Here is a 19,140-nt window from a genome sequence, read left to right as displayed (position 1 = left end):
TCGTGACCTCAGCTGGAGAACAGCATGTGGCCGAAGCTCTTGTGGCGCTGGTGGCCGTAGTGACCGTGGCCGCCGTGATGGCCGCCGTGCGGGGCACCCCAGGCGGGAGCGGCGGGGTAAGCCTGCTGGGCGGGCGGGGGCGGCGGGGCGGGCTGCGCCCACTGGGACTCCAGACGGGTCAGCGCCTCCAGCTCCCCGTAGTCGAGGAAGATGCCGCGGCAGCCGCTGCACTGCTCGATCTGGACGCCGTTGCGGTTGTACGTGTGCATCGGCGCATGACACTTCGGACACTGCATCGTCTGCTCAACTCCTCTTACTTCGGTGGTGCTTCGCCAGGTAGGGACTCGGCGGGGTGCCGATCGGTTGCAGCCTACTGGGCACACCTTTCCGTCAACTCCGGCGGAATGCGGCTCATTCGGACGCAGGAGTCGATGACCGCCTGCTCCGCCTCGTCCAAGGGGCGCTGCTGGACGAGGGACTTGGCGATGGCCAGGGCCGCGGTCTGCACCGTGAGGGCGCGGGCCGGGACGTCCAGCGCCGGCCAGGGGTCGCCGGCGGAGGGAACGGCCGGGCCGCCCTCCTCCCGGTACGCGGCAAGGAAGCGGGACCACTCGCCGGGTGGCAGAAGACCGCAGGCGTACCAGGCGGCCGGGCGGGCCAGGTCCCAGGCCGGATCGCCCACGCCGAGGTCGTCGACGTCGATGAGGAGCCACCGGCCGGTGTCCGAGGGGTGGCGGACCAGCTGGCCGAGGTGCATGTCGCCGTGGCAGAGGGTCCGGGCGAGCGGCGCGGGAGCCTGCGCCCGGGCCCAGGCCGGGAGGGCGGCCCAGGCACGCAGGACGGGTTCGGCGGCGGGGTGGGGGCCGGCCGCGCGCAGGCGCCGGACGGCGCGGGCGGCCTTGGCGGGGCCGCGCATGAGCGGCAGTCCCGCGGGGACGGGGGCCAGGTGCAGCCGGGCGAGAAGACCCGCGGCCGCCTCCCAGGGAGCGGCCTCGGGGGTGTCGGGGTCCACCGGGGTGCCGTGCGGCCAGAAGGTGACGAGGCGGTCGTGCAGGGTGACGGCGGCCGGGCGCAGGGGCGCGAGAAGGATGCCGGGGAGCCGGGTGGCGGTAGCGAGGCGGAGGGAGAGTCCGGCGGGGTCGGTGCCGGGGGCGTGGGCCTTGGCGATGGTGTCGCCGTGGCGGACGACGGTGGCGTCGTCGTCGCGCTCGGCCAGGACCGTGCCCGGGTCCGCGCAGCGGCAGGCCGCGCCGACCGGGTGCGCGGCGGCGCGCAGCTGCGCGGTCAGCGCGGGCAGGAGTACGTTCACGAATCCCCCGGGGTGTGCGGGTGGCTGTGCCGGGAGCGTACGGGCAAGGGGGCGGCCAGGATCAAGGGGCCCGGCACTCCACATGCCCGGTACCTCCGGCCGGGCGGGGGCGGGATGCTTCTTTCCGCGCTCGGCGGGTGCCTCCCGCCGGGAACCCTGTGCCCGGTGGAAGAGCAACGCCCGCGCAGCTCCCCAGCTGCGCGGGCGTCTGTGCCGTCCGCCGCACCCCCGTCCCCACGGGGTTTCATGGGTGGATGTCCCCGCCCGGACCGCTCTTCCGGGCCTGGGGCGCCGCTCAGCGCCCCAGCATCACGCCCACGGACGACGCTTGTGTGACCACTGCCTCCCAGCCGCCGAAGACGTACACGAGCAGGGCCGCCAGGGGGAGGACCATCGCGGTCGCCACCAGCGGGTGGCGGCGGCCCGGGCGGCGGGTGCCGAACGCGTCGTACGCCCTGCGTTCCCGCGTGCGGATCAGTGTCCGCGGTGCCGTGTGGGCCATGGTCCCTCTCCTGACCGTGGTTCCGTTGTCGCTGGCAGCGGCGGGTGTCTGACCTCGGGGGACGAGTGCTCCACCCGCCGCTTGACCTCAAATCTAGGCTCCGGGAGGGCTTCGGACGTCATGCCCTCGTATCGATTGCCGGGCCTCCCGGAGGATGAGCGACAGCCCGCGGCGTACTCCCCTGGGTGGAGAAGAGGTCCTACGTCTCAGGGTCTTCCCGGAGGGAACGCCGGGTGTGGTCCTTCCGCTCGGCACCGTCTGCTCCGTACCGCCCGGGGGCGCTCACCGGGTGACTTCGCTCACTTCCACGGCTTCCCCGCGGACCGTGGTCTCCACCGGGCGATCCGCCCCGCTCGCCACCGCCTCGGGGGTGCGCATCGCGTCCCCGGCCGTCCCGGCACGACCACGCCCCGCGGATCCAACCCCCGTGCCCCGTCCGTCGGTTGGGATCATGGTCGGCGTGGGGCCGCGTTGCCCGCCACAGCCCTGACCACCTCTCAAGTTTCGCGCCCCGCAACGACAATCGATCGGGGAGAGAGGGCGCGGCCTCTGCGCGGACATGGCCGTGGAAACGTAAGCTGTGGCTCGTCAGACGGACCGGGCAGCGGGGATGGACATGGCGATGATGCGCCTGAGGCGTGAGGACCCGCGTGTCGTCGGCTCGTTCAGACTTCACCGGCGGCTCGGCGCGGGCGGGATGGGCGTCGTCTACCTCGGCTCCGACAAGCGGGGCCAGCGGGTCGCACTGAAGGTGATCCGGCCGGACCTGGCGGAGGATCAGGAGTTCCGGTCACGGTTCGCGCGTGAGGTCTCGGCGGCACGACGGATTCGTGGAGGGTGTACGGCGCGGCTGGTGGCCGCCGACCTGGAGGCGGACCGTCCGTGGTTCGCCACGCAGTACGTGCCCGGCCCCTCCCTGCACGACAAGGTCGCCGAGGAGGGGCCCCTGACGGCCGCCGACGTGGCCGCCGTGGGTGCCGCCCTGTCCGAGGGTCTGGTGGCGGTTCACGAGGCCGGGGTCGTCCACCGCGACCTCAAGCCGTCCAACATCCTGCTGTCCCCGAAGGGGCCGCGGATCATCGACTTCGGTATCGCCTGGGCGACGGGCGCCTCGACGCTCACCCATGTCGGGACGGCCGTCGGCTCGCCGGGCTTCCTCGCGCCCGAGCAGGTGCGCGGCGCCGCCGTGACCCCGGCCACGGACGTGTTCTCGCTGGGTGCGACGCTGGCGTACGCGGCTACCGGCGACTCCCCCTTCGGGCACGGCAGTTCCGAAGTGATGCTCTACCGCGTGGTGCACGAGGAGCCCCAGCTGCACGGGGTGCCGGACGCGCTCGCCCCGCTCGTCCGCGCATGCCTGGCGAAGGACCCCGAGGAACGGCCCAGCACGCTTCAACTCTCCCTCCGGCTCAAGGAGATCGCGGCGAGGGAGGCGCAGGGCATCGCGGATGTGAGGCCGCCCGCCCAGCGCGGTGAGCCGGACCGGCCGACGGGGCGGCTGGCGGAGCAGTACGCCGAGCAGCGCACCGTGCGGCGTCCCCAGGGCCCCGGCACTCCCCCACCCCGCAGCAACGGCTCCCGGCCCGGGGCGCGCCCGACGCCCGCGCAGCGCAACACGACCCGCTCCGGCGGCCGGCCCGCACCGCGCAGCGGAGCCGGGCGGCCGGCCCCGCGGACCACCGGGACCGGTCGTCGCCCGGCCAACCCGCGGCTGCTGCGCCAGCGGCTGTTCGTGTTCGTGGTGGTGACGCTGATGGTGGCGCTGGGCATCGCGGCCGCCCAGGGCTGCCAGGGCCCGGCGCGCGGGCTGGGTGAGGGGGGCGGGCACAGGGAGGTACGACCGGAGCGGTCGTACGCTCCGTTGCCCGGGCCTCCCGTGGCCGTCCAGTACCGCAGCGAGCCGAGCCTGCACCGGCTCGGTTGAGTAGATACGTAGGCACCGGCCTGAGTAGGCGTACTCAGGAACCGGCGATGACCACCGACCACAGTGGAGGCAGACCGAACAGCCGACAGGAGACGTCGACGAGAAGGGCAACATCGTCGCCGCGTCGGACGCGGGGTGAGCCGGCCCGGCCCAGGGCGCGTGTCCTTCCTTCGTACCGCCCGGGCTGATCCGGACGAAACCCTTCAGGACCCGGGACGGCCGGTGGCCACCGCGTAGAAGGCCACCGCGGCCGCCGCGCCCACGTTGAGCGAGTCCACTCCGTGGGCCATGGGGATTCGGACCCATTCGTCGGCGGCCACCAGCGCCTGGGTGGACAGGCCGTCGCCCTCCGCGCCGAGCATCAGCGCGACCCGTTCCATCCTGTGCGGTGCCGTCTCGTCGAGCGTCTTCGCCTTCTCGTCGGGGGTGAGCGCGAGCAGGGTGAAGCCCGCCCCGCGGACCGAGTCCAGTCCCTTCGGCCAGGTCTCGAGGCGGGCGTGCGGCACCGAGAAGACCGCGCCCATGGAGACCTTGACGCTGCGGCGGTAGAGCGGGTCGGCGCAGTCCGGCGACAGCAGGACCGCGTCCATGCCGAGGGCGGCGGCCGAGCGGAAGATAGCGCCGATGTTGGTGTGGTCGTTCACCGACTCCATGATCACCACTCGGCGGGCGGTGGCCAGCAGCTCGTCCGCCGTCGGCAGCGGCTTGCGCTGCATCGAGGCGAGGGCGCCACGGTGCACGTGGTAGCCGGTGACCTGCTCGGCGAGTTCCGGGCTGACCGCGTACACCGGGGCCGGCAGTTCGTCGATGACGTCCCGCATCAGGTCGACCCACTTCGCGGACAGCAGCATGGAGCGCATCTCGTAACCCGCCGCCTTGGCCCGTCTGATCACCTTCTCGCCCTCGGCGATGAACAGGCCCTCCGCGGGTTCGCGCTTGCGGCGCAGCTCCACGTCGGTCAGGCCCGTGTAGTCACGCAGACGCGGGTCGGTGGGGTCCTCGACGGTGATGAGATCGGCCACAGGGTGATACTGCCTTGTCCTGGGAGCGGTGCCAACGGCTGGAAGGGGCTGGTTACGGCGGGTTACGAAGGGCTGGAACGGGTTGATCGGTCACGCTTCGGGACGTGGGCCCGCCTTCACGACCTGCCCGATGACGATCACGGCCGGTGGCCGCACGTCCTCGGCGCGCACGATCTCGGCGACCGTCGCGAGGGTGGCGTCGACCCGGCGCTGGGCGGCCGTGGTGCCTTCCTGGACCAGGGCGACGGGCGTGTCGGGCGCCTTGCCGTGGGCGACGAGCGCCTCGGCGATCTTCCCTATCTTGTCGACGCCCATGAGGATCACCAGCGTGCCGGTGAGCTTCGCCAACGACGGCCAGTCGACCAGAGAGCGCTCGTCGTCAGGGGCGACATGGCCGCTCACCACAGTGAACTCGTGTGCGACACCACGGTGGGTGACGGGGATGCTGGCCGCACCCGGCACCGAGATCGAACTGGAGATGCCCGGGACCACCGTGCACGCGATGCCCGCCTCGGCGAGGGCCTGCACCTCCTCCATGCCCCGGCCGAACACAAAGGGGTCACCGCCCTTGAGCCGGACGACCGACTTGCCCTGCCGGGCGTGTTCGATCAGCGCGTTGTTGATGGCCTCCTGCGCCATGGAGCGGCCGTAGGGGATCTTCGCCGCGTCGATCACCTCGACGTGCGGCGGGAGTTCGGCGAGCAGGTCGCGGGGGCCGAGCCGGTCCGCGATGACCACGTCGGCCTCGGCGAGCAGGCGCCGGCCGCGGACCGTGATGAGGTCCGGGTCGCCGGGGCCGCCACCGACCAGCGCGACACCGGGCGTACGGGTGCGGTGGTGCGGAGCGACGAGCGTGCCGTCGCGCAGACCCTCGACGACCGCGTCGCGGACGGCGGCGGTGTGCCGAGGGTCGCGGCCCTTGGCCTCGGTCGTGAGCACGGCGACCGTGACGCCCTCGCTGTGGCCCGTCGCCGGGGTCCAGGCGGTGGCCGCGTCGGCGTCGTCGGAGCGGACGCACCACACACGGTGGCGCTCCGCTTCGGCGGAGGCGGCGGCGTTGGCCTCGGGGTCGCTGCTGGCGATGAGGGCGTACCAGGCGTCCGCCAGGTCCCCGTCCCGGTACGGGCGCCTGAGCCAGGTGATCTCGCCCGCGTCCGCCATGGCCTCCACCGAGGGGGTCACCTCGGGAGACACGAGATGGACGTCCGCGCCGGCCGCGATCAGCGCCGGGAGACGTCGCTGGGCGACCTGGCCGCCACCCAGGACGACCACGCGGCGGTCGAACAGGCGGAGCCCTACGGGGTACGGGGGGTGTTCGGCCATGGAGGTGCGGCTCCTCGTCCAGGCGGTACGGAAGGGGCCTCTACGGCGTCGGAGCGGCCCTGACGTGGGAATTTTACGTACGGCACAGCGGAGCGCCGCGCTCGGTCCGGTCCGTGGACAAGGACACGGAACCCCGGGAGGCCCGGGAACCTCCGCCCCGGGCCTCCTCGCGTGCCTACTTCTCGGTCACTCCGGCCGAGTCGAACGTCGCCACCTCGTGCATCGCCCGCGCCGCGCTCTGCACGAGCGGCAGCGCGAGGAGCGCGCCGGTGCCCTCGCCAAGGCGCAGGTCCAGGTCGACAAGGGGGCGCAGGCCGAGCTTGTTCAGGGCGGCGACATGGCCGGGCTCCGCACTGCGGTGGCCCGCGATGCAGGCCGCGAGAACCTCGGGGGCGATCGCGCGGGCCACCAGGGCGGCGGCGCCCGCGCTGACACCGTCGAGGATCACCGGGGTGCGCAGGGAAGCGCCGCCGAGCAGCAGTCCCACCATCGCCGCGTGTTCGAGGCCGCCGAATGCCGCGAGGACGCCGATGGGGTCGGCCGGATCCGGCTGGTGCAGTTCGATCGCGCGGCGCACGACCTCCGTCTTGCGGGCGAGCGTCTCGTCGCTGATGCCGGTGCCACGGCCCGTCACCTCGGCCGGGTCGGTGTCGGTGAAGACCGCGATCAGGGCGGCGGAGGCCGTGGTGTTGGCGATGCCCATCTCACCGGTGAGCAGCGCCTTGTTGCCGGCGGCCACCAGGTCGCGGGCCGTCTCGATGCCGACCTCGATCGCCTGCTTGACCTCCTCGCGGGTCAGGGCCGGTCCGGTCGTCATGTCGGCCGTGCCCGCGCGGACCTTGCGCGGCAGCAGGCCCGGGGTCGCGGGCAGGTCCGCGGCCACGCCCACGTCGACGATGCACACCTCCGCGCCCACCTGGTTGGCGAACGCGTTGCACACCGCTCCGCCGCCGAGGAAGTTGGCGACCATCTGGCCCGTCACTTCCTGGGGCCATGGCGTGACGCCCTGGGCGTGGACACCGTGGTCGCCGGCGAAGATCGCGACGGCCGCGGGCTCCGGGATCGGCGGCGGGCACTGCCGGGACAGGCCGGACAGCTGCGCGGAGATGATCTCCAGCATGCCGAGCGCGCCCGCGGGCTTGGTCATGCGCTTCTGCCGCTCCCAGGCCTCGCCGAGTGCCTTGGCGTCCAGAGGGCGGATCCCCGCCACGGTCTCGGCGAGCAGGTCGTGCGGCTCCTCGCCGGGCAGGGCACGACGGCCGTAGGTCTCCTCGTGCACGACCCAGGACAGCGGGCGGCGCTTGGACCAGCCCGCCTGCATCAGCTCCGGCTCCTCCGGGAACTCGTCGACGTAGCCCACGCAGAGGTAGGCCACGACCTCCAGGTGCTCGGGCAGGCCGAGGGCGCGGACCATCTCGCGCTCGTCGAAGAAGCTGACCCAGCCGACGCCGAGGCCCTCGGCGCGAGCCGCGAGCCACAGGTTCTCCACGGCGAGCGCGGAGGAGTACGGGGCCATCTGCGGCTGGGTGTGCCGGCCGAGGGTGTGGCGGCCGCCCCGGGTCGGGTCGGCGGTGACCACGATGTTCACCGGGGTGTCGAGGATGGCCTCGATCTTCAGTTCCTTGAACTGCTTCGCGCGGCCCTTGGGGAGCGACTTGGCGTACGCCTCGCGCTGACGCTGCGCCAGTTCGTGCATGCTGCGGCGGGTCTCGGCGGAGCGGATCACGACGAAGTCCCACGGCTGGGAGTGGCCCACGGAGGGCGCCGTGTGGGCGGCCTCCAGGACGCGCAGCAGCACCTCGTGGGGGATCGGGTCGCTGCGGAAGCCGTTGCGGATGTCGCGGCGCTCGCGCATCACGCGCAGCACCGTCTCACGTTCGGCGTCGTCGTATCCGGGTGCCGCCGGGCCGGTGGACTCAGTGACGTCTTCCACTGCGGCCGTGCTCTCTTCCTGGTCGGCGGCCCGGGTGTCCAGGTCCTCCGCCTGCTGTGCGACTACGGGCTCCGGTTCCGCGGTACGCGGCTCCGGAGCGGATGCCTCGCCCTCCCGGGGCGCGGGAACGGTGACGACGGGTTCCTCCGTCGCCGCTGCGGCGACGGCCGGGTCCTCCTGTTCGGCGCCGGGAGCGGGTTCTTCGGGGGCCCCCTGCTCCTCGGCGGGCAGCGGCGGCACGTCCAGAGCGTGCGGCGGGGTGGGGGCCAGGTACGGACCGGCCGGGACGGTGCCCTCGACGGGCACGAACCTGCCGAGCGAGTGGTCCGCTCCGGACTCCGCCGGGACGGCGGCCGGCTCGTCGTGTGCGGGATGCTCGCCCGGGGCCTGGTCGGCGGACGCCGTCGGCGCCTCGGCCGGGGCTACCACGGCGGCCGGTACGGCCTGGCCGGGCTCGGCGACCGCGGACTGCGCCACCTGCTCGGCGGACTCCGGCAGCGGGATCGCGAGGTCCGGCACCCCGCTCTCGGTCGTCTGGGCGGGCGGGGCGCCGTGCACGGCCTCCTCCGGCTGCTCGTCCGGCCCGGCGGTCATCGTCTGGACCGCGTCCTGCGGAAGCGGGGCCGGGGCGGGCACACCGGGCTCGGGGGCCCCTGCGGGCGGCGCCGCGAAGCCCGTGGCCGGGGTGGCATGGGCGTCGGTCGCCTGCCGGGGTACGCCCGCGTGGGCCGCCTCGTCCGCCGGCTGCGGTTCGTTCGGCACGGCGGCGAAGGAGGCGGGGTGCGGCAGCTCGGTGTCCCGTGCCGCCTCCGGGCCCTGGGGGCCGGTCGCTGCGGGCTGCCCGTCCGGAGCGGCCTGGGGGGCGACCGCGACGGGCGACGCCTCCGGAGCCGATGCGGTTTCGGGTGCCGGGGCGGCCTCGGCGGGAGACGTCTGCGGGACCGCAAAGCCTTCGGCCGTCTGCGGGGCGTCCGGGAACGGCGCCCCCTCCGCGTCGGGCACGGCCACGACGGTCGGGCCCTCGGGGGCGACGGGCGTCCCCTCGGCGATGGGAGCGGCGGGGGCGGTGTCCGTGACGTGCGGAACCGCGGGCTGAGCCGTCGTCGGCAGTCCCTGGGCATCCTGCGGCAGCCCCGGGGCGTGCCGCGGCTCGGAGTCGGACGGCGCTTCGGGTGCCTGGGGGCCAGGGGCGTGAAACGCCTCGGGGCCGGCCGGAGCCGGCTGCCCCTCGAACCGCCCCTGACCGTCCGGGTGCTGGGGCACGGCCTCGGGGGCGAACGGCGCGGGATCCGGGGCGAAGGGCGCGGCCTCCGCGACCGTCACCGGCGAGGGCGCCGCCGCGGGAACGACCGTTTCTGCGGTGCTCCCCTCGGGGCCCACCGGTCCCGGGGCCCCGGCCTGGTGCGAGGCACCCCATGGCATCGCGCCCTGCGGGGAGTTGTCCACCAGTTGCGGCACGTCGAGGTACTCGGGCCCGGTCGTCGGCGGCCCCGCCGGCCGCAGCGGCGCGTCCGCCGGGCCGCGGTCGGAGAGGGAACGCACCGGGCTCGCGGTGGCGTCCGGGGTCGGCGGGCCGAGGTGCAGCGGGCGCCGCGCCGGGGCCGGCTGCGGCACGGACGCCGGAGGCGGCGTACGGACCGCGCCGAGGTCGATCGAGCCGCTGTCCCGCCCGGCGGTCTCGTGCGGGCCCGGCTCATGGGAATACGACGCCGGGGCCTGGGCGGTCTGCGGCATCTCGTTGCCCCATGCCCCCTGCTGGCCGGGCATCAGGAGAAGGTCGTCGTCATCGGGGGCGCTGTCGGAGGGGTTGAGGTAGGTGTACGCGCCCGGCGCGAGGACGCCCGGCTGATCCACCATGCCTGCGCTCTCCGGCAGCCCCTCGCCCGGGACCTGGCCGGTGTCGGTCATGCGTACCCCTCGCCCATCGGTTAGTGCTCCTACGCCCAGCTCGCCCGGAACGGCGCGCCGACCGCCCGCAGTGAAGAACGAGCGTGCGTGCCCAGCGGCACGAACGACCCGCCAACAATGACGACAAAGCCATTGAACGGCATTGTCGCGGCGACCTCGCCGTCGCGGCAGCCTGATCCACGACGACCCGCTGTGGACTGCGCCACGTTGCGCGCGCTCCGGTTCTGCCGTACCACACTGCCCCCAAAAGAGGCATGGTTTCCGGACATTGGCTGATGTAGTGCCGGATCACCCAAGTGCGGTACAACGATCGGCCAGCCTACCGCGCCGGTACGACGACCGGATCACGGGGCGCGGTCAGGCAATCGCCCGCTGAGCAGGAACGCGACACTCCGTTCCTTCTCCGCCCAGGCCCGCGTGTCCAGTTCGACGGACTGCAACAGGGCACACTCCACGTCGTAGCCGTGCTCCGACAGGTCCCGGCCGAGGAGTTCGGCCTCGTCCCGGGTGGCCGCGTGCGCGACGATGCGCTGCGGGCGGCGGTCGGCGACGGCGGAGACCACCACGGCTCCCCCGCCTCCGACGCGTACGACGTCCGGTTCCGGGAGGTCCTCGAGGATGTGCGGGGCGGTGCCGTGCACGATCTGGGGCTGGACGCCGAAGCGGCGCGCCGCGGCCGCGGTGCGGCCGCACGCGTCCGGGTCGCGGTCGACGGCGATGACGGCCGCCCCGCAGCGGGCGGCCTCCACGGCGAACGCCCCGCTTCCGGTGCCGATGTCCCACACGAGATCCCCCACCCTGGGGCCGAGGCGGGCGAGTTGGACGGAGCGCAGCAGATCCGTTTCCCCTTCGCCGAGTCCGCCGCCGTACGCCTCGGCGGGCAGCGCCCAGCCGCGCGGTTCCGCGCCCGGGTCGCGGCCGGCGATCCAGCCGCCGTCGTCCGTCACGGTCACCGGTCCCCCGATGACGATGACGACGTTGGGGTCGCGCCAGGTGTGGTCGGCGGCCTTGTCGGAGGTCACGACGGTGACCTGTTCCCGCTCGGTGCCGAGTTCCTCGCAGATGACGAAGGTGCGGTGCACCCCCTCGAGGAGCAGGCCCAGTTCGGCGGGCCCGGCACCCGGTGAGGTGAGGACCGCGACTTTGGTGTGGGCCCGGCAGACGTTCACCGCGCGCCGCAGCGTCCGGCGGTGTGCGACGACCACCTGCGCGTCATCCCAGGGCATTCCCGCACGCGCGAAGGCGGCGGCCACCGAGGAGACGGCCGGCACGACCTCGACCTCCAGGCCGAACTCGGGGGCGCGCAGGGTCCGTACGACACCGAAGAAGCCCGGGTCGCCGTCGGCGAGGACAACGGCGGTGCCGCGGTGGCCGGCGATACGGCGGGCGGCGAGGGCGAGGCTGCCGAGGCGGATGCGCTCGGCCGTCTGGGGCACCTCCGGGAGCGCGAGGTGGTGGGCCGCGCCGGCGACGAGCGTGGCGGCGCCCAGGGCGGAGCGCGCGGCGGCGGTCAGCGGCGAGCCGTCCCAGCCGATCACCGTGACCCGGTCGGCCATCGTCGTCAGTCTCCCAGCAGGTCTTCGCAGGTCGTCAGGGGGCACGCCCGCACGGCGGGCTCCGTGAGACTACCCGGTCGAGCTGGGGCCGGCCGCCCGGGGGCCCGGCCGGTGGGAGCGGATCCCGGTTTCAGTGCCAGTGCGAGAACGACGTGAAACCGCCGCTGTCGGCCAGCTCGTCGCTGACCCCGTCCAGATCCTCCGGCAGCAGGCTCCAGACGATGAAGTCGGTCCGTACGTCGGTCCAGGTGCCGTCCTCCGTGCGGACGCGGGCTATGCAGGCGTTGCGCAGGACACCCTCGCTGATGCAGCCGATCTTCTGGGCGACCTGCTGGGAGGCGGTGTTGTCGGCCGCCGTGCGCAGTTCGATCCGCTCGAATTTCTGATCCCCGAAGAGCCATTGGGCGGTGGCGAGCGCCGCCTCGGAGGCGTAGCCCTCGCCGCGCGCCCAGGGGGCGATGACATAGGCGATCTCACTGGATCGGACACGCCAGTCCGTGTTCTGCAGATGCACGATGCCGACGAGACGCTGGGTGAGGAACTCGGTGACCGCGAAGACGATGCCACGGCCCTCGGTCCGTTCGGCGGGGGCACGCTCGGTGATCCACCGCCGGGCGTCGGCCTCGGTGTAGGGGTACGGGACGGAGGTCCAGGCGGTGACGAGCTCGTCGTTCATCATCTCGGCGAAGGCCTGGACATCGGGCTCCTCGAAGGGGCGCAGAACCAACCGCTCCGTGCTGATGGAGACGTTGGGGAAGGTGCCAGTCATGCGCCGCTCCGTAACCGTTGAAAAACCTGCAGGGCCTGCTGAACTGCCCAGCATGCAGCATGAAAGCACTGAACCGCACCACGGGGTCCACACCCTGTGAAGGTATGGACCCCGTGCCTGACGATATGAGATCAGAACGACGCGATGACCGACCCCTGGTACTTGTCCTCGATGAACTTCTTCACCTCGGGCGAGGTGAGGAGCTTCGCGAGCTTCTTGACCCGCGGGTCGTCCTCGTTGCCCTTCTTGACCGCGAGGAAGTTGCCGTACGGGTTGTTCTTCGGGGACTCCAGGACGAGGGCCTCCTTTGCGGGCTTGAGGCCGGAGGAGATGGCGTAGTTGCCGTTGATCACCGCGGCGTCCACGTCGTCCAGGGAACGCGGGGTCTGGGCCGCCTCGACCTCTTTGAACCGGAGGTTGTTCGGGTTCTTGGCGATGTCCTGGGGGGTCGCCTCGTTGCCGGCGCCGTCCTTGAGGGTGATGAGCCCCTTGGAGGCGAGCAGCTTCAGGGCCCGCGCCTCGTTGACCGAGTCGTTCGGGACGGCGATGGTCGCACCGCTCTTCAGGGCGTCGGCGCTCTTCACCTTGTGGGAGTAGAGGCCGAGCGGCTCCAGGTGCACCGTGACGACGGGCACGATGTGGGTGCCCCGCTTCTTGTTGAAGTCGTCCAGGTACGGCTGGTTCTGGAAGTAGTTGGCTCCGACGGAGCCGTCCTCGGTCGCCGTGTTCGGCGTGATGTAGTCGGTGAACTCCTTGACCTGGAGGTCCAGGCCCGCCTTCTTCGCGAGGTTGTCCTTCACGAAGTTGAGGATCTCGGCGTGCGGGGTCGGGCTCGCGGCGACGACCAGCGGGCCGCTGGTGTCCGCGGCGGAGGACGAGCTCTTGCCGGAGCCGCAGGCGCTGAGCCCGAAGGTGAGGGCCCCGGCGGCGAGGACAGCGGTGGTGATCTTGGCGGTGTTACGCACGAAAAGTGCCTTTCCTTATGGGTGGTGCGACCCCGTCATGGGTGGGCGGGGAGTCAGGGGGATCCGGGCGGCCCGGTGGGGGCTCAGGCGGCCTTGCTCACGTCGGCCGCCGCGGGCTCCTTCGCCTTCAGCAGCCGCAGTTTCGGCACCGGCCCGGAGCGGCCGCCGCGCCGGTGCAGAAAGTGGGCCGCGTAGTCGCCGGCGAACTGGATGAGCGAGATGACGACGGCGAGGATCGCCACGGTGATCCACATCAGCTGGGTCTCGAAGCGCTGGTAGCCGTAGCGGATGGCGATGTCGCCGAGGCCGCCGGCGCCGACCGTGCCCGCCATCGCGGAGTAGCCGATGAGGGCGACGACCGTGGTGGTGGCGGAGGAGATCAGCGAGGGCAGGGCCTCCGGTACGAGGACCTTGCGCACGACGGTCCAGGTGTTGCCGCCCATCGCCTGCACGGCTTCGACGAGGCCGCCGTCCACTTCGCGGACGGCCGTCTCGACCAGACGGGCGAAGAAGGGGATGGCGCCGATGGCGAGCGGCACGATGGCCGCCTCACGGCCGATGGTCGTCCCGGTGACCCAGCGGGTGAAGCTCATCAGGGCGACCATCAGGATGATGAAGGGCATCGAGCGGGCGATGTTCACGATCTGCCCGAGGACCTTGTTGGCGACGACGTTCTGAAGCAGCCCGTCCCGGTCCGTGAGGACCAGCAGGATGCCGAGCGGAAGTCCGCCGACGACGGCGATGAGCGTGGACCAGCCGACCATGTAGAGGGTGTCCCAGGACGCCTGCGACAGCAGCGGTTGCATCTCGGACCAGGTCACTTGGCACCTTCCTTCACCAGCGCGGGCTCTTCGGCGTCCCGGCCCACGACGTCGATCTGAAGGCCCTGCTCGCGCAGGAAACCGATGGGCACCACGTTCTCCTCGTAGCGGCCGGGGAGTTCGATGCGCATCCGGCCGACCTGCTTGCCGCCGACGGTGTCCATGGCTGCGCCGAGGATCGAGATGTCGATGTTGTAGGTGCGCGAGAGCTGCGAGATGACGGGCTGGGTGGCGGCGGCCCCGTGGAAGGTGACGTCGAGGACGGTGCGGTCGTCGCCCGACGCGGCACCGCTGACCGGGAAGAGGGCGGCGGCCAGTTCGGAGCCGGGGGTGGCGAGCAGTTCGCTGACGGTGCCGGACTCGACGATGCGGCCCTTCTCCATGAGGGCAGCCGAGTCGCAGATGCTCTTGACGACGTCCATCTCGTGGGTGATGAGCAGGACGGTGAGCCCCAGCTGCCGGTTCAGGTCGCGCAGCAGCTGGAGGATGGAGCGCGTGGTCTCCGGGTCGAGGGCGCTGGTCGCCTCGTCGGAGAGCAGCACCTTGGGATCGCCGGCGAGGGCGCGGGCGATGCCGACGCGCTGCTTCTGACCGCCGGAGAGCTGGGCCGGGTAGGCCCTGGCCTTGTCGGCGAGGCCGACGAGGTCGAGGAGTTCGAGAGCCTTGCGGGAACGTTCCTTCCCTGACTTGCCGAGGATCTCCAGCGGCAGCTCGACGTTGTCCTGGACCGTCCGCGAGGACAGCAGGTTGAAGTGCTGGAAGACCATGCCGATACGGCTGCGCGCCTGGCGGAGCTCCTTGCCCGCGCGCGGACCGCGGCCGGCGAGCGCGGTGAGGTCCTGCCCGGCCACGGTGACCGTGCCGGACGTGGGGCGCTCCAGGAGGTTGACGCAGCGGATCAGCGAGGACTTGCCGGCGCCGGACTGGCCGATGACGCCGTACACCTCACCCTCGCGTACGTGCAGGTCGACGCCGTCGAGGGCGGTCACCTCGCGGCCGCGCGAGCGGTAGACCTTGGTAAGGCCCGATGTGGTGATCACTGGGGTTTCCGTCACTGTCGAGTGCAGGGCGTGGATGTGCGCCGGGCACGGGTGCGTGGGGAACGCGACACGGTTCTCACGATCGAACCGGGGAGGACCTGTGCGCGTTGGGGTCCCCCTGTGCCGTTCCGGCGGTGGGGGGAGGCTCAGTCGCATACGACACGGGCGTAGGGACAGGGCACGGCGGTCTCGCTTCGGGGCGCGAGGCTCTGGATGGTGCGGGGGCCCTCTAGCAGGCGCACATTCGACACATACAACGAGCACCGGGCGTCATGGTCGCCTCGGTCGCAAGGGCGCGGCAGCTCGTCGTGGTCATGGGCCTCAGTAAAGCAGACACGTCACCGGGGCCCGCCACGGCCGTCCGCTATTCGGACAGCCGTGGACAGTGTTCGGCCGTCTCACTGGACCCCGGCGCATGCCGGTTGACCAGTGGCGACACGGCCGAGGGGCCACGAGCACCGGACCGTGTCCGGCAGGCGGACCGGGCGGGTTGTGGCCAAGGCCACGGTGTCCGGCCCGGTGGGGCGCCGGCTGCCGGTGTCCGCGGGGCACCCGCCGGGGGCGAGGGCACCGGGTCTTTTGGACCGTAATAGGGTCACGGCATGCTTGATGCCCTGACGCTGGCGACCGGTGTCGCCGCGCTGCTGCTCGCCGCCTGGTGCGGCTGGGCGGCCTACCGCGACCAGCCCACGAAGGACTGGCACTTCATCGGCATGGCCGTGGTGACGCTGCTGACCCTGGCCCAGCTGGTCGTCGGCATCGTCCAGCTGGGGCGCGGCGAGAAGCCGGAACAGGGCACGACGATCTTCGTGGCGTATCTGCTCGGCGCCTTCGCTTGCGTCCCGGCGACGGGTTTCATGTCGCTGGCGGAGCGCACCCGCTGGGGTTCGGTGACGGTCACGGCCGGCGGTGTGGTCCTCGCGGTGCTGGAGGTGCGGCTCTATGACATCTGGGGAGGCTGAGATGGCGGCCACGCAGGAGAGGCCGGCGAAGACGCGGCTCATCACCGGGCCCGGCATGCTGCTCGTCTGGCTGTACGGCGTGATGGTGGTCGGAGCGGTGTCACGCTCGGTCGTACAGATCTCGACCCAGTTCGACAAGGCCCCGCTGGCCTACTCGCTGTCCGCGGTGGCCGGAGTCGTCTACGGCTTCATCACGTACTCCCTGGTCCGCGGCGGCGAGAGGGCCCGGCGGGTGGCCCTGGCGTGCTGCGCGGCGGAGCTGGTGGGCGTACTCACCGTCGGCACCTGGACCTTGGTGGAGCCGTCCGCGTTCCCGGACGCGACCGTCTGGTCGGACTACGGGATGGGGTACCTCTTCATCCCCGTACTGCTGCCGCTGTCGGCCGTGTACTGGCTGCGGAAGGCGCGCGCGCGGCCACAGGACGGCTGAGCGCCGGGAGGGGCGCGCCCCTCGCGGGGCGCGGTGTCCGCTCAGGCCGTCGTCGCGTACGTCGACGCCGGGGCCTGCTTCTCCAGGACGATCATCGGTACGCCGTCGGCGCCCCGGGACGTGCCCGCGGCCTCGTAGCCGAGGCGGCGGTACAGCCGCAGGCTGCCCTCGCTGCGGTGACCCGCGCTGAGGCGGAACTTCTTCGCGCCGCGTTCCTCCGCCAGCGCAGCCTCCGCCGCGCGCAGCAGGCGGGCGCCGATGCCGTGGCCCTGCAACCTCGGGTGGACGCACAGCTTGCCGATGGACGCCGCGCCGTCGTCGGTGACAGTGCCGCGCACGGAGCCGACGACCTCCTCGCCGAGGCGCGCCACGAAGACGCAGTCCGACGCGACCTCCTCGCGGACCGAGTCGAGGCTCTGGACGAGCGGATCGATGCGGTAGTTGCCGTACCGCGCGGCCTCGCTCTGGAAGCACAGGTACTGCAGCCTGAAGATCTGCTCGGCGTCCTGTTCGGTCGCCACAGAGATGGTCACGCTCATGCCCATGTGCGCATGCCTCCCGCTCACCTGATCGCCGGTCGTACCCCACTCCTATCCCCGCGGTTCACCGGCCGCAACCTCCGTCGCCAGCAATCGCCGCAGACATCCCAGGCATTTGGAACGTTCAGGGCCGAGGCTGCCCTGTGAGATACCCAACTCCCCCGCGATTTCCCGATACGTCAGGTCGTGCGGGGAGAGCAGTGCCGCCATGAGACGGGGGCAGCGGCCGGGCAGCCGCCGTACGGCCGCGTGCAGCGCCCTGCGGCGAGCCGCCATGAGGGCCTGCTGCTCGGGATCGCGGCCCGTGTCGTCTACGGGCTCGGTCCCATACGGGAGTTCGAGGCGGGCGGTTCGGCGGCCGCGGCGCGCCTCGGCGCGCACGGCGCGGCGCAGCCATCCCTGCGGATCGACGGGCGGCCGGTCCCCCTCCAGCCGCTCCAGAAGCCGCAGCCACACCGCCTGTTCCAGATCGCCCGGCTCCAATCCCGAGGCGTGCGCCTCCGCCGACGCCTCGGCGGTGAGCAGGGGGCGCAGGGCCGTCAGCATCTCGTGGGTCATATGCGGCGTGACGCGGCCGCCCCGGCGACGGGTTGCCGGGGCGGCCGGGAATCACCCCAAGCGGGGTCCTCGCGTCAGGCGTTGACCCCTCGGCCGCGCAGGAAGTCCTCGCGGGCGAGCAGTCCGGTGTCGGCGTTGTCGGTGAACACCCCGTCGATACCGGTCGCGAAGTACGCCTTGAAGGCGCCGAACACGTCGCCGTACGCCGCCGGGTCCGTGCCCTTCCTGAAGTTCGCGGGCAGGAAGGTGTTCTCGTTGCGCATCGTGTAGGGGTGCAGGATCAGGCCCGCGGCGTGCGCGTCGGCGACGAGTGCGGACGGCTGGGTGAGGTTGCCGTTGGCGTCCTTCGGGATGACCAGGTCGAGGGTCGGGCCGATGCCCTGGGCGTAGGAGGCGATCTCCTTCAGGCCCTTGGGGGTGACGAGGTCGGCGACCGTGCGCGGGTCGCCCGTCTCGACGAAGTCCCACGGGCGCGTGTTCGCGGCCGACAGCAGCACGACGAGCGGGTTGCCGACCAGCTTGTCCAGGCGCTGGATGCTGGTCGGCTCGAAGGACTGGATGATGACGGGCGAGCCCTTGCGGTCCTTGCCGTGCGTCCGCAGGATCTTCGCGAGCCGCTCCTCCAGGCCGAGGCCCAGCTTGCGGAAGTAGGTGGGGTGCTTGGTCTCGGGGTAGATCCACACCTGCTTGCCGCGCTTGCGGGTCTGCTCGTCCTGCCAGCGGAGCACCTCCTCGAAGGTGGGGATCTCCCAGCGGCCGTCGTAGAGCGTGTTGCGCTGACGGGTGGCCGGGATGCGCTCGATCGCCCGCAGGGTCTTCAGCTCCGCGAGAGTGAAGTCCTCGGTGAACCAGCCGGTGGTGGAGACGCCGTCCAGGACCTTGGTGGTCTTGCGGTCGGCGAACTCGGGGTGGTCGGCGACATCGGTGGTGCCACCGATCTCCGGCTCGTGCCGGCACACGAGGTGGCCGTCCTTGGTCGGTACGAGGTCGCCGGCCTCCACGATGTCGGCGCCCATGTCGAGCGCCAGCTGGTAGGAGCCGAAGGTGTGCTCCGGGCGGTAGCCGCTGGCGCCACGGTGCCCGATGACGGTCGGCACCGGGAGCCCCCTCAGTCCTCCGCCGTGCCGCGCGTCCGCGCTCGCCACGCCGGGCAGTCCGAGGACCGCACCGCCCGCGCCCAGCACCGCGGCCCCGAGCAGCGCCCTCCGGCCCGTCCCCCGCCCCCGCTCGTACGACTCCAGCGTCCCCATGGGTTCCTCCCGCCACGCGTGTCGAAAGCGGGTCGATCGTAGGTGCGGCCGGGTGACGGCCGGGAGACGTAAACAGGAACGCCCGACGCACGCGGGCCGTCCTGCCGGATGCATGGAGGCGCTCGTGCGGGACACCCGTGCCCACGACAGCGCGTGACGTGCCGTCAGCGCTCGGGCGCGATGTCCGTCACACCCGTCCGGCGGATGACGAACGTGCGACACGACGCCGCCGCAGGTAAACAGTCGTCAATGACTCGTCACAACCCGGTGAACCCGATGTGCGCCGGACCGGGCGCTCCGAGTATCGTCCTCACCTGCACAGACTCATA

Annotated in this window: 17 protein-coding genes; 3 read left to right on the top strand and 14 right to left on the bottom strand. The window is 72.4% G+C overall.

Annotated features, from left to right (window positions below):
• Positions 1–8: 8 nt before the first annotated feature.
• The 3 genes from ABZ823_RS08550 to ABZ823_RS08540 form a co-directional block, all read right to left on the bottom strand.
• Positions 9–296, bottom strand: a complete 288-nt coding sequence (locus ABZ823_RS08550) for a zf-TFIIB domain-containing protein (protein WP_361655562.1) — start codon at positions 294–296, stop codon at positions 9–11.
• A 74-nt stretch (positions 297–370) separates the two neighbouring features.
• Positions 371–1,309: an aminoglycoside phosphotransferase family protein gene (locus tag ABZ823_RS08545; protein ID WP_361655559.1), complete on the bottom strand. Its 939-nt coding sequence runs from the start codon at positions 1,307–1,309 to the stop codon at positions 371–373.
• Between the two features lie 295 nt (positions 1,310–1,604).
• Complete coding sequence (locus ABZ823_RS08540; protein WP_234517230.1) at positions 1,605–1,811, bottom strand: hypothetical protein; 207 nt, start codon at positions 1,809–1,811, stop codon at positions 1,605–1,607.
• 610 nt (positions 1,812–2,421) lie between these two features.
• Here ABZ823_RS08540 and ABZ823_RS08535 point away from each other — a divergent pair.
• Positions 2,422–3,735: a serine/threonine-protein kinase gene (locus ABZ823_RS08535; RefSeq protein ID WP_361655893.1), complete on the top strand. Its 1,314-nt coding sequence runs from the start codon at positions 2,422–2,424 to the stop codon at positions 3,733–3,735.
• A gap of 203 nt (positions 3,736–3,938) precedes the next feature.
• Here the strand turns inward: ABZ823_RS08535 and ABZ823_RS08530 are convergent, their stop codons facing one another.
• From ABZ823_RS08530 to ABZ823_RS08495, 8 genes are all read right to left on the bottom strand, one after another.
• Complete coding sequence (locus ABZ823_RS08530; protein WP_361655556.1) at positions 3,939–4,757, bottom strand: RNA methyltransferase; 819 nt, start codon at positions 4,755–4,757, stop codon at positions 3,939–3,941.
• A 90-nt stretch (positions 4,758–4,847) separates the two neighbouring features.
• Entirely contained in the window at positions 4,848–6,080 is a 1,233-nt protein-coding gene (gene cobA, locus ABZ823_RS08525; RefSeq protein ID WP_361655553.1) for a uroporphyrinogen-III C-methyltransferase, read from the bottom strand.
• A gap of 175 nt (positions 6,081–6,255) precedes the next feature.
• Positions 6,256–9,921 (bottom strand): nicotinate-nucleotide--dimethylbenzimidazole phosphoribosyltransferase, encoded by a 3,666-nt coding sequence (gene cobT, locus ABZ823_RS08520; protein ID WP_361655550.1) that lies wholly within the window; start codon positions 9,919–9,921, stop codon positions 6,256–6,258.
• Positions 9,922–10,265: 344 nt separating this feature from the next.
• A complete protein-coding gene (gene cbiE, locus ABZ823_RS08515; protein WP_361655547.1) occupies positions 10,266–11,477 on the bottom strand; it encodes a precorrin-6y C5,15-methyltransferase (decarboxylating) subunit CbiE in 1,212 nt (403 codons plus the stop codon).
• A gap of 130 nt (positions 11,478–11,607) precedes the next feature.
• The gene (locus tag ABZ823_RS08510) at positions 11,608–12,246 is read right to left on the bottom strand and encodes a GNAT family N-acetyltransferase (RefSeq protein WP_361655544.1); all 639 of its coding nucleotides are present in this window, start codon (positions 12,244–12,246) and stop codon (positions 11,608–11,610) included.
• 131 nt (positions 12,247–12,377) lie between these two features.
• Positions 12,378–13,211 (bottom strand): MetQ/NlpA family ABC transporter substrate-binding protein, encoded by an 834-nt coding sequence (locus ABZ823_RS08505; protein WP_361655541.1) that lies wholly within the window; start codon positions 13,209–13,211, stop codon positions 12,378–12,380.
• An 83-nt stretch (positions 13,212–13,294) separates the two neighbouring features.
• Positions 13,295–14,032 (bottom strand): methionine ABC transporter permease, encoded by a 738-nt coding sequence (locus ABZ823_RS08500; protein WP_361655538.1) that lies wholly within the window; start codon positions 14,030–14,032, stop codon positions 13,295–13,297.
• Complete coding sequence (locus tag ABZ823_RS08495) at positions 14,029–15,072, bottom strand: ATP-binding cassette domain-containing protein (RefSeq protein WP_361655535.1); 1,044 nt, start codon at positions 15,070–15,072, stop codon at positions 14,029–14,031. The genes ABZ823_RS08500 and ABZ823_RS08495 overlap by 4 nt, the downstream gene beginning before the upstream one ends.
• A gap of 602 nt (positions 15,073–15,674) precedes the next feature.
• Here ABZ823_RS08495 and ABZ823_RS08490 point away from each other — a divergent pair.
• Entirely contained in the window at positions 15,675–16,034 is a 360-nt protein-coding gene (locus ABZ823_RS08490; RefSeq protein ID WP_361655532.1) for a hypothetical protein, read from the top strand.
• Between the two features lies 1 nt (position 16,035).
• Complete coding sequence (locus ABZ823_RS08485; protein ID WP_361655529.1) at positions 16,036–16,464, top strand: hypothetical protein; 429 nt, start codon at positions 16,036–16,038, stop codon at positions 16,462–16,464.
• A 41-nt stretch (positions 16,465–16,505) separates the two neighbouring features.
• Here the strand turns inward: ABZ823_RS08485 and ABZ823_RS08480 are convergent, their stop codons facing one another.
• From ABZ823_RS08480 to ABZ823_RS08470, 3 genes are all read right to left on the bottom strand, one after another.
• Positions 16,506–17,009 (bottom strand): GNAT family N-acetyltransferase, encoded by a 504-nt coding sequence (locus ABZ823_RS08480; RefSeq protein ID WP_361655526.1) that lies wholly within the window; start codon positions 17,007–17,009, stop codon positions 16,506–16,508.
• Positions 17,010–17,054: 45 nt separating this feature from the next.
• Positions 17,055–17,561, bottom strand: coding sequence for a sigma-70 family RNA polymerase sigma factor (locus tag ABZ823_RS08475; RefSeq protein ID WP_361655523.1), 507 nt, complete (start codon positions 17,559–17,561; stop codon positions 17,055–17,057).
• Positions 17,562–17,635: 74 nt separating this feature from the next.
• Positions 17,636–18,811 (bottom strand): glycerophosphodiester phosphodiesterase, encoded by a 1,176-nt coding sequence (locus ABZ823_RS08470; RefSeq protein WP_361655520.1) that lies wholly within the window; start codon positions 18,809–18,811, stop codon positions 17,636–17,638.
• Positions 18,812–19,140: the final 329 nt, after the last annotated feature.

Origin of the sequence: Streptomyces sp. NPDC047079 (genome assembly GCF_040643755.1) — a bacterium.
GTDB lineage: Bacteria > Actinomycetota > Actinomycetes > Streptomycetales > Streptomycetaceae > Streptomyces.
Note: the sequence above shows the minus strand (reverse complement) of the source record. Positions and strands in the feature narration are given on the sequence as shown.